Raw genomic sequence first — 10,713 nt, forward strand, 5'->3', positions numbered from 1 at the left:
CGCTGCGCCCCCCGCCCAGGCACCGCAGGCCGCGGAAGCGCCGGCTGCCGCCGCCCCCGCGCCGGTCGCGCCGGTCGCGCCGGTCGCCGTTGCCCCTGCGCCGGCGATGCCTGCACCGGAACGCGACAACACCGGCTGCAACGAAGCACTGGCGGCATTGGCCTTGTGCCCCGACGCCGGGAGCGCGCGATGAGGGCGCAAGCGGCGCGATGCATGGGGCCATGCCCGGCGCCGCCACCCAACCACGAATCCTCGAAGGAGCCAGCATGCCAATCCGATCACTGCTGACGGGACTGATGTGGATCGCCCTCCTGCCCGCGGCCCTCGCGGCGCCGCCCAGGGCCGAGTACAAGATCGTCACCGCGTCGAAGAGCGGGACCTACATCCAGATCGGCCGCGATCTCGCCAAGTGGGTGGCCGAGCCCGCCGGCATCGATCTCGAGGTCCTGGAATCGAAGGGCTCGGCCGAGAACGTGCATCGCATGCGCTACGAGCAGGGGGTCAAGCTCGCACTGGTGCAGTCCGACGTCTACCAGGCCTTCCTGGACGAGGCGAAGGCAGGCAGCGCCGAAGCGGGCAACATCATCCGGCCGCTGCGGCTCATCATGCCGCTCTACGACGAGGAGATCTACTTCGTCGCCCGCGCCGACTCGCCGCTGAACTACATCCACGAGATCAGGAACAGGAAGATCAGCGTCGGCGCGCTCGGCAGCGGCACCGCGCTCACCTCCAGGACGCTCTACCAGCTGATGTTCGGGGAGCCCCTGTCGAGCGCCAATGCCCAGTACCTGAGCAACGAGGAAGCGCTCGCCAGGCTCACCGTCGACAAGTCGATCGACGTCGCCATCATCGTGGCCGGACAGCCCGCCAAGCTGTTCACCGACATGAAGCCAGAGGCGCGCAACTTCATCAAGATCCTGAAGCTGGACGACAAGGCGCCGGAAACCGCGCGCGTGGTGAAGACGTACTTTCCGGCGACCATCCGCGCGACGAGCTACGCCAACTGGCTCACGACCGACATTCCCACGCTGACCATCAAGGCCTACCTGGTCACCTACGACTACGGCCTGCAGTCCACGGTCGGCAACCTGGCCCGCTTCGCCGAGTCGCTCTGCACCAATTTCGACAAGCTCCAGGCCAGCGGGCATCCCAAGTGGAAGCAGGTGCGCCTCGAATTGCCGGCGCTCAGCCAGGGCTGGCGCTACTACCCGCCCATGGAAAAGCGGCTGCGTGCCTGCCTTTCCGGTCAGAAGGCGGCGGGGGTGGGGGCCTTCGGCAAGCCTGCCTCCCAATCCCAACCCCAACGCTCCTGCACGGAGCAGGAACTGGTGCTGGGCATCTGCAACAGGTGAGGCGGGGCGCGACGAGTCACCAGCCCGTCTCTTCGCCCAGCAGGGCGCGCCGTGCGAGCAGGAAGGTCGCTGCATTCCAGCTCTGCCCGGCCATGCCCCTCGGCGCCAGCGTCCGGCCGTGGAACCACTCGGTGAAGCGCCAGTCGTCGAGCGCGTTCACCTGCGCCAGCCGCGCGAGCTCGGACCAGGCCGGCTCGTGCAGCCGCAGCCGCGCCAGCATCATCACCCAGAAGCCGCCGACGAAGGGCCAGATGCCGCCGTTGTGGTACTGGTGCACGAGGTTCTGCTGGTGGCGCCCCATGTAGAGCCGCCACAGCGCGTGCTGCGGCGTCAGGGGATGCAGCACCACCCGCATCGGGTAAGGCACGCTGGCATTCGCCGCGGTCAGGGTCTCGACCATGCGGTAGGCCATGGCCCTGTCCGCCAGTCCGCTCTGGATCGCGAGCACGTTGCCGAACACGTCCCCTTCGTGGCCGACCACCGAGAGATTGACGAAGCTCAGGTACAGGCCGGAGTCGCGCCGGCCGCGGCGCGCATAGTGCCTCAGCAGCCGCGCCCGGTGGTACGTGGGCAGATCGGCCTGGAAGGGATTGAACAGGTGGTTGAAGTGGTAGTGCGTCGCCTCGGCGTGGTCCAGCCCGTAGCGGCGCTTGACCTCGTACCAGAGCGCGTTGGTATAGAGCACGTAGCCCGAGCGCGGCATGATGTCGGCCCAGTCGCTGGCCTCGTTCTGCTGCAGCAGCCGGAAGTGCTGGTGCTCCTGGGCCAGCAGCCAGCCGATCGCGCGGCCCACCTCGCCGCTCCAGTGCGAGGGGCCGACGCTGCCGTGGCGGCGCACGTGGTCCACCGCGATCAGCCACCACAAGGTGGCGTCGATGCAGCCCAGGTACCAGAAGTCGGCATCGCGGCCTTCAGGGTCCACGTACTTGGGGATCTGCCCGTTGGCCGCCTGGTGCACCGCCAGCGCGTCGAGGCTGTTCACCGCGCCCTGCTCCAGCGCGGGCACGCCGCTGCCGCACATCGCCATCACGCAGATGGCGGCGTCGCGCCCGAAGATCCGCGTGTAGCGCCGCGCCTCGGCCGCCTCGGTCCGGCTGGCGGCCAGGATGCCGTGCGGGGTCAGGTTGCGTACGAGGAGGTCGATCGAAGCCTGCGCGCAGGTGTCGATCAGCGCACGGGCGGGAGCGTCGAGATGATGGGCCATGGGTCGTGGGGTCGCCGGGGAGTCTGCCAGCGGCGATTCTCGCGGCTCGCGCGGCGACGCGAGGCTGCATGGCTAAGATGTCCGCCGATCGGGTCCGGACCCGAAGGCGAAAGGACCCTCCTGAACATGAGTGCCGACGACACCGCTCGACCAGTCCGCAGGCGTTCCGCCTGGGAACGCGCCCGCTCCCCCTCCCGTGCAAGGGCACGCGCACGGGCGCGCAGGAAGGGATTGATGGTGTTCTCCGCCGCCGTGGCGGTCATCGGCGTGCTCATCGGCGCGGTGCTCTACCACCTCTCGGGCGCCGAGCGCGAACCGTCTGCCGCCATGGCCGCGGCGGCGCCGCAGGCGAGCCGCAAGCCGGTGGAGCGAACGGCCGCGCTCCCGCCCCTCAGCCTGCCGGCCGACGATGCGCCCCACGGGTCCGCGATGGAGTGGTGGTACTACAGCGGCATCCTCCGTGCGGAGGCGGGCCAGCGCTACGCCGTCCACATGGTCGTCTTCGTCGCCAACGGACTGATCAAGCACACCGTCATGCATGCGGCGCTGACCGACCTGCAGACCGGCAAGCGCCACATCAGCCAGAGCCGTACCGGCGGCACGCCCGCGAGGAGCGTTGCCTACGGCTTCGACTTCAGGCAGGAGGGATGGCAGGTCACCGCGTCGCCATCGTTCCACGTGCTGCAGGCCGGCTTCGACGGCGCCTCGATCACCGTCGACCTGGGTGTTTCCGGCCCGGTCCTCGCGCATCGCGCGCCGGGCTCGGAGACGCCCGGCCTGCTCGACTTCGGCCAGAGCGGGATCAGCTACTACTATTCGCGCCCCCGGATGCCGGCGCGCGGCAGCATCGCCATCGCAGGCAAGTCGGTCCCGGTGAGTGGCGAGCTCTGGTTCGATCACCAGTGGGGCGAGTTCGATGTCCTCTCGCTGGGCTGGAACTGGTTCGCCCTGCACCTGGACGATGGATCCGACCTGATGGTCTACGAGCTCTTCGACATGGAGGGCCGGAAGGTCATGACCGCGGGCACCCTGTCGAACGCGCAGGGTTCGCAACCCCTGGAACCCGGCCAGGTCGAACTGGTGCCCGGACGGACATGGACGAGCCCGAGGACGGGCATCGGCTACGTGGTCGAATGGGGCATCAAGCTGCCATCGGGCCTCCTGAACATCAAGCCCTTCTTCGCCGACAGCGAATTCGATTCGGGCGGGACGACGGCGAACATCTATTGGGAAGGGCCCGTCAAGGTGAGCGGCAGCCGCGAAGGGCAGGGCTTCCTCGAGTTGAGCGGCTACGACCGACTGGGCGCCAGGCAGCCGAAGAGCAGGTGACGCGACAGGCCCCGACCGGGCTTGCGGACTTGCACTGATCTGCTGCAGCGCCGAGTTGGATGTAATGAACGTCCGCTGGTCCCGGATTCGTCCGCCATCATCCCGTCCAGGACCGCACCGGAGAAGGAACGTTCATGCCAATGCCCGCACTGTTCGACACCGCAGTTGCCGCCCTGTATTCGGCCTTGGCCACGCCATCCGGCATCGTGGCGCTGGTCTCGGCGGGCGTCGCCGGCGTGCTGATCATCGTGAGCTCCTTCGTCAAGACCATGATCCCGCTGCGCTGCCTTGCGATCGGCGGCAACCTGGGCTTCCTCATCTACGGCGCCCTGCATCCGTCACTGATCCTGGTGCTGTTGCACGGCGCGCTGCTGCCGATCAACGTCTTCCGTGCGGCCCAGATGGTCCGCCTCACGCGCCGCGTGCAGATCGCGGCTGCGTCGAACGACCTGTCGGGTGTCTGGCTGCGGCCCTACATGCGCCGGCGGCGACTGAGGAAGGACGCCATCCTGTTCCGCAAGGGCGATCCCGCAAAGCGCCTGTATTTCCTCGCGGAAGGGCTGATCGAGTTCGTCGAGATCGGGCAGACCATGGAACCCGGCCGGCTGTTCGGCGAGATCGGTTTCTTCGCGCCCGACAAGCGGCGCACGCTGACCGCCCGCTGCGCCACCCCCTGCACCGTGCTGCAGATGGATGAGATGACTTTCAAGTCGCTCTACTTCCAGAACCCGGCCTTTGGCTTCGAGGTGGTGACGCTGGTGGCCGGGCGCCTCCTGGCGGACCGGCAGCGCCTGGAGGACCGGCTGGCGACCATCTCGCCCACCATCTGAGCGTGCGGGGCCCTGGCGCGAACAACCTATTTCAAAACAAGGGATAGCCAGGCTCACGGTGCAGGATGACAATGCGCAACATCATGAAACGCGCGACAACACTTCGCCGCCTGGCGCTGTGGGTCTGGTTCCTGATCCTGCCGGTCATCGCCCAGGCGCAGACACAGCTAGGGAGTGCCGCTGCCCTGCGGGCCAAGTACGACGCGGTGCAGACGCAGTTGGCAAAGAACGTCTTCGGGCGGCCGCTGGTGCTCGAATCGACGGAAGCCTCCGGCCAGTTGAGCGGCGACATCTTCGCGGTGCTGAGCCACCCCTTCGACCAGGTGAGCGCTTCCCTGAGCCAGCCCGGCGTCTGGTGCGACGTGCTGATGCTGCACCTCAACACCAAGCACTGCGCGGTGCGCGGAACAGCCGCCGCCAGGATGCTCGCCGTCTCGGTCGGCCGCAAGTTCGACCAGCCGCTCTCGGAAGCCCAGCGCGTCGAATTCACCTGGCAGCCGCCGAACGTCGCCGACGACTACCTGAGCGTGCGGCTGAGTGCCGACAAGGGGCCGCTGTCGACCCGCGACTACCGCATCGAACTCGAGGCAACGCCGCTCGGCGACGGCAAGACCTTCATTCATCTCGGCTACGCCTACGCCTACGGCGTTGCCGCGCGCATCGCGATGCAGGGCTACCTGGCGACCCTCGGCGCGGACAAGGTGGGATTCACCACGTCGGGCAAGGACTCGGCCGGCGAGCCGGCGTACGTGGGCGGCGTGCGTGGCGTGGTGGAGCGCAACACCATGCGCTACTACCTCGCCATCGACGCTTTCATGGATTCGCCCAAGCAAGTGGCGCCGCGCCTGGCGGCGTGGTTCGACAGCACGGAGCGCTACGCGCGGCAACTGCATGAGGTGGAGCGAGAGGACTATCTCGCCATGAAGCGCAACGAATACAAGCGCCTTGCGAGCAACGTGGCCGAGTGAGCGCAACGTTCAATGAACTAGACACGCCCCTGATCCGGCAGGCTCAGTACACGCCCAGCGCCAGCCCCGCTGCCAGCGCGGCGCCGAGCTCGCGGCATTGCGCAAGGTCGTCGGCGCCGATCTGCTTGGGCCGCGCGATCGCCTCGGGGGTCTGTGCGTGGGTGCAGACGATCAGTGCCGGCGCGACGCAGCGCAGCCGCCAGCCCGTCGCGATGCGGTCGATCTGCCGCGCGGCGTTCTGTCCGTCGCTGCCGGCGCAGATCAGCGTGGCATAGGGCCGGCCGTTCACCCGGTCGAGCGCGGCGTAGTAGCAGCGATCGAAGAAGTCCTTCATCAGCCCGGCCATTGCGGCGAGGTTTTCCGGCGTGGCGAACACATAGCCGTCCGCACCCAGTACGTCGTCGGGTTGCGCCTCGGGTGCGCGCAGCAGACGCACCTGCACGCCGGCTTCGCTGCCTGCGCCCTCGGCCGCCGCCTGGGCCATCTGCGCGGTGCCGCCGGTCATCGTGTGATAGACCACGAGCAGCGTCTTCGGATTCATGCCGCCCAGCATAGCGGCATGGTCCGGGGCGAAAGGCGCTCAGTCGTCCTTGTCCTTGTCCCCGGGCCGGTCAGTGAGGAATTCGAGCGTGGCCTGCCAGGTCTGCGGCGAATTCAGGATGCCGAGGTGGCCGGAGCGCAGGATGGGGTCGTAGGCGCCTTGCCCCGTCAACACGAGCTCGCGCGCACCGCGCAGGCTGGCGCTCCTCGAGAAGTCGGTGGGCTTGCCGAACGAATCGACGGCGGGCACCGGTGCCACCGAGCCGTCCTGGACCGGGAAATAGACGAAGCTCGCGTCGCCGTTGCGGACCACCAGCACGCGCGTGGGTCCGTCGTTCTCGCGACTGCCGCCGCGGCCGTTGAGCAGGCGCAGGAAGGGCGTGTCTGGCGAACCCAGCTCCTGGCACACGTCGCTGGCCGGCGCGAAGCCGCCCGCCGCCGGCGCCTGCCAGTAGTTGGCGGGGTCCGGGGAGCAGTTGATGATGCCGTGGTTCGGGCCATCGATGGCCACGAGCCGGCGCACGATGTGCTGCGCCTCGTCCTGCCTCATCCACTCGCGCGCCAGTGTCACGCCCAGGCTGTGGCCGACGATGTCCACGCGCGTGGCGCCCGTGAAGTCCATCACCGCGCGCACGAAGCGGCGCAGGTCGGGCACGTTGGCCGCATTGGTGTGGGCGATGCTGGAGCGGCGCGTCGGGCTCGAAGCCAGGTCGCACTGGTCGCCCTGGTAGCCGACGCCCCAGAGCTCGCTGGTGGAATAGCCGTTGTCCGCGAGGAACTGGGCCAGCGCCTGGACACGCCCGTAGGGGTTGCAGGCCGTGGAGAACGGCGTGTCGTTGTTGCCGTGGATGAGGATCACCGGCGTTCGCGTCACCGGGCCGGCGGCACCGAAGCCGATGAGCGGCCTGGCGAGCGAGGTGTCTTCGATCGAAGGGAAGCCGGGCGGCAGCGTGTTGCCCACGATGCCCGCCGCCTGCGCGGCGGCCGTGGCAACAAGGACTGCAAGGGCGGCGGCATGGCGAATCCACGTTTTCATCGGCGGTCTCCTTCCTCTGCGGCGGCGATGATGCCGGTGAAAGGTGGCGCTGGCAAGGCCGAATGCGTGGTGTCGCGGACGTTCGATGCGCCACCGCGCCGGCGCAGCAGATACCAGGCGGCGGGCACCACGAGCATGCTGAGCAGCGGTGCGGTCACCATGCCGCCCACCATCGGGGCGGCGATGCGTGTCATGACCTCCGAGCCGGTGCCACTGCCCCACATGATGGGCAGCAGCCCCGCCATCACGACGGCGACTGTCATGGCCTTGGGCCGAACGCGCAGGACCGCGCCGTCGCGAATCGCAGCAAGCAAGGTCTCGTCGTTCATCGGCTCGCCGGCTTCGAGGCGCCGAGCGAGCGCGTTCTTCAGGTAGACCAGCATCACGACGCCGAATTCGGCCGCGACACCCGCCAGTGCGATGAAGCCCACCGCGGTGGCGACGGAGATCGAGTGGCCGAGCGCCCATACGAGCCAGAAGCCACCGACCAGCGAGAACGGCACGGCCGCCATCACAAGCGCTGCATCGCTGAACGATCTGAAGAGCAGATAGAGCAGCACGAAGATGACGGCCAGGGTGACCGGCACCACCAGCTTCAACCGTTCGGTGGCGCGTTCCAGGTACTCGAACTGGCCGGACCATGACACCGCGTAGCCGGTGGGCATCTTCACGGACGTCGCCACCGCGGCCTGCATGTCATTGACCGCGGAACGAAGGTCGCGGCCGCGCACGTCGACATACACCCAGCCCGACAGGCGCGCGTTCTCGCTTCGCAGCATCGGCGGGCCGTCCTCGATGCTGATCCTCGCGACATCCTGGAGATGCAGCGTGGCGCCCTTGGCGGTCACGAAGGGGAGCTCTCGCAGGCCCTGGAGCGAGTCGCGGATCTCGCGCGGGTAGCGCACGTTGATCGGGTAGCGCTCCCGTCCCTGGATGACCTCGCCCACGTTGTCGCCGCCGATCGCGGTGGACACCACCGCCTGCACGTCCGCCACAGAGAGGCCATGGCGCGCGGCGGCCGGCCGGTCGACATCGACGTCGATGTAGCGACCTCCCGTCAGTCGCTCCGCGAGTGCCGAGGAAACGCCGGGCACGTTCCTGAGCGCGGTCTCGATCTGCGTCGTCAGCGCGTCGATGGTGGCGAGGTCGGCACCGGCCACCTTGACGCCCACCGGGCTCTTGATGCCTGTGGCCAGCATGTCGATGCGGTTGCGGATCGGCGGCACCCAGACGTTGGTCAGGCCCGGCACCTTCACGGCCTGGTCCAGCGCTTCGACCAGCTTGTCCGGCGTCATCCCGGCGCGCCACTGGTCCTTCGGCTTGAACTGGATCGTCGTCTCGAACATCTCCAGCGGTGCCGGATCGGTCACCGTGTCCGCGCGGCCGGCCTTGCCGAAGACACGGGCCACTTCCGGCACCGCCTTGATCATGCGGTCGGTCTGCTGCAGCAGCTCGGACGCCTTCGACACCGACAGGCCCGGGAGCGCCGAGGGCATGTAGAGCAGATCGCCTTCGTCCAGCGGCGGCATGAACTCGCCGCCCAGCCGCATCAACGGCACGATCGCCAGTGCGAGCAGCAACGCCGCCGCGAGCAGCGTCGCCTTGGGAAAGCGCAATACCAGTTCAAGCGCCGGCTGGTACACAGCCATCAGAAAGCGATTGACCGGGTTGGCGGCCTCGTGGGGGATGCGGCCCCGGATCAGGTACCCCATCAGCACCGGGATCAGCGTCACCGACAAGCCCGCTGCGGCCGCCATCGCATAGGTCTTGGTGAAGGCCAGCGGAGAGAACAGCCGGCCTTCCTGCGCTTCGAGCGAGAACACCGGGACGAAGGACAGCGTGATCACCAGCAGCGAGAAGAACAGCGCCGGCCCGACCTCCACGGAGGCGTCGGCAACGAGCTGCCATCGCTGCGCAGTGCCGGGCTGCCGGCCATGCCTCGTCTCGAAGGCCTCGATGTGCTTGTGCACGTTCTCGACCATCACGATGGCGCCATCGACCATTGCGCCGATGGCGATGGCGATGCCACCGAGCGACATGATGTTGGCGTTGACGCCTTGCCAGTGCATGACGATGAACGCGGCGAGGACCCCGATCGGCAGTGCCACCACCGCCACCAGCGCGGACCGCAGGTGGAGCAGGAAGATGGCGCAGACCACCGCCACCACGATGAATTCCTCGACCAGCTTGTCGCGCAGGTTGTCGACTGCCCGGTCGATGAGAAGCGAGCGGTCGTAGGTCGCGACGATCTCGACTCCTGCAGGCAGGCTGGACTTCAGCGTTTCCAGCTTGGCCTTGACGGCTTCGATGGTCGACCGAGCGTTCTTTCCGGAGCGCATGATCACCACGCCGCCGGCCACTTCCCCCTCGCCGTCGAGCTCGGCGATGCCGCGGCGCATCTCCGGGCCGATCTGCACGGTGGCCACGTCGCGCAGCAGCAAGGGCGTGGCGCCCGTGACGGACAGCGGGATCGTGCGGAAGTCTTCGAGCGATTGCAGGTAGCCACGCGAGCGCACCATGTACTCGGCTTCGGCCAACTCCACGACGGCCCCACCGCTCGCCTGGTTGGCCCTTTGCAGCGCCTCGACCACGGCCCCCTGGGTGATGCCCAGTGCCCGCATGCGATCGGGATCGAGCACCACCTGGTACTGACGCACCATGCCGCCGATGCTGGCCACCTCGGCGACATCGGGGACCGTCTTCAGCTCGAACTTGAGGAACCAGTCGTTCAGCGCGCGAAGCTGCCCGAGGTCCCGGCCGCCTGTCCGGTCGACCAGCGCGTATTCATAGACCCAGCCCACGCCCGTCGCGTCCGGGCCCAGCGACGCGCTCGCGCCTGCGGGAAGTCTGGCCTGCACCTGGTTGAGGTATTCGACGACGCGCGAACGAGCCCAGTACGGGTCGGTCTTGTCGTCGAACAGCACATAGACGAACGAGTCGCCGAAGAACGAATAGCCGCGTACCGTCTTTGCGCCGGGCACGCTCAGCATCGTCGTGGTGAGCGGGTACGTGACCAGGTCCTCGACCAGCTGGGGCGCCTTGCCCGGGAACGGCGTGCGGATGATGACCTGTGTGTCGGACAGGTCGGGCAGTGCATCGAGTGGCGTGCGGGCGATCGACCAAACGCCCGCAGCGATCAGGAACAAGGTCGCGAGCAGCACCAGGAACCGGTTGCCGATCGACCAGCGGATGAGTGCGGCGATCATCGCTTTGCGGCCGGTTGAAGGCGCTGCATCGAGAGCAGCTGGTACCCCATCGGGCCGCCTTCCTTGAACTCGAAGCGGACCTGATCGCCCGGCTTGATGTCGGGATAGGCGTTCGGCGCCGGCTTGGAAAAGCCCATGGTCATCGTCGGCCAGTTCAGCGACGCGACCGGGCCGTGGGAGATGGTGATGGTGTCCGTCTCGACGCTCTCCACCTTGCCTTCCGCGCGGTGCGAAGTGCCGGCGGCCGC

10 protein-coding genes are annotated in these 10,713 nt (G+C 68.1%); 5 read left to right on the forward strand and 5 right to left on the reverse strand.

All coding sequences use genetic code 11. From position 1 onward, the window contains the following. Positions 1 to 193: hypothetical protein (locus tag APY03_RS45005; protein ID WP_232324532.1), on the forward strand; the 193-nt coding region annotated here is incomplete at its 5' end. Positions 194 to 266: 73 nt separating this feature from the next. Beyond that, positions 267 to 1,352, forward strand: coding sequence for a TAXI family TRAP transporter solute-binding subunit (locus tag APY03_RS35620; RefSeq protein WP_068684887.1), 1,086 nt, complete (start codon positions 267 to 269; stop codon positions 1,350 to 1,352). A gap of 16 nt (positions 1,353 to 1,368) precedes the next feature. Here the strand turns inward: APY03_RS35620 and APY03_RS35625 are convergent, their stop codons facing one another. Continuing rightward, positions 1,369 to 2,556: an amylo-alpha-1,6-glucosidase gene (locus APY03_RS35625; RefSeq protein ID WP_068684889.1), complete on the reverse strand. Its 1,188-nt coding sequence runs from the start codon at positions 2,554 to 2,556 to the stop codon at positions 1,369 to 1,371. Positions 2,557 to 2,790: 234 nt separating this feature from the next. On the opposite strand from APY03_RS35625, the gene APY03_RS35630 reads away from it, so the two are divergent. From APY03_RS35630 to APY03_RS35640, 3 genes are all read left to right on the forward strand, one after another. Continuing rightward, a complete protein-coding gene (locus tag APY03_RS35630) occupies positions 2,791 to 3,885 on the forward strand; it encodes a lipocalin family protein (RefSeq protein ID WP_068684892.1) in 1,095 nt (364 codons plus the stop codon). Positions 3,886 to 4,019: 134 nt separating this feature from the next. Beyond that, positions 4,020 to 4,715, forward strand: a complete 696-nt coding sequence (locus tag APY03_RS35635) for a Crp/Fnr family transcriptional regulator (RefSeq protein ID WP_083944796.1) — start codon at positions 4,020 to 4,022, stop codon at positions 4,713 to 4,715. Positions 4,716 to 4,798: 83 nt separating this feature from the next. Next, on the forward strand, positions 4,799 to 5,683 hold the full coding sequence (locus tag APY03_RS35640) for a hypothetical protein (protein WP_102906302.1): 885 nt from the start codon (positions 4,799 to 4,801) through the stop codon (positions 5,681 to 5,683). Positions 5,684 to 5,726: 43 nt separating this feature from the next. On the opposite strand, the gene APY03_RS35645 is transcribed toward APY03_RS35640, so the two are convergent. The 4 genes from APY03_RS35645 to APY03_RS45010 all read right to left on the reverse strand — a co-directional run. Continuing rightward, positions 5,727 to 6,224, reverse strand: a complete 498-nt coding sequence (locus APY03_RS35645) for a flavodoxin family protein (RefSeq protein WP_068684966.1) — start codon at positions 6,222 to 6,224, stop codon at positions 5,727 to 5,729. Between the two features lie 39 nt (positions 6,225 to 6,263). Beyond that, positions 6,264 to 7,259 (reverse strand): esterase/lipase family protein, encoded by a 996-nt coding sequence (locus APY03_RS35650; protein WP_068684897.1) that lies wholly within the window; start codon positions 7,257 to 7,259, stop codon positions 6,264 to 6,266. Beyond that, complete coding sequence (locus APY03_RS35655; protein WP_068684899.1) at positions 7,256 to 10,465, reverse strand: efflux RND transporter permease subunit; 3,210 nt, start codon at positions 10,463 to 10,465, stop codon at positions 7,256 to 7,258. The genes APY03_RS35650 and APY03_RS35655 overlap by 4 nt, the downstream gene beginning before the upstream one ends. Then, positions 10,462 to 10,713, reverse strand: a 252-nt coding sequence (locus APY03_RS45010; protein WP_232324533.1) for a copper-binding protein, incomplete at its 5' end; no start/stop codon positions are given. The genes APY03_RS45010 and APY03_RS35655, both read right to left, overlap by 4 nt.

It is taken from the genome of Variovorax sp. WDL1, assembly GCF_001541225.1.
Lineage (GTDB): Bacteria > Pseudomonadota > Gammaproteobacteria > Burkholderiales > Burkholderiaceae_C > Variovorax.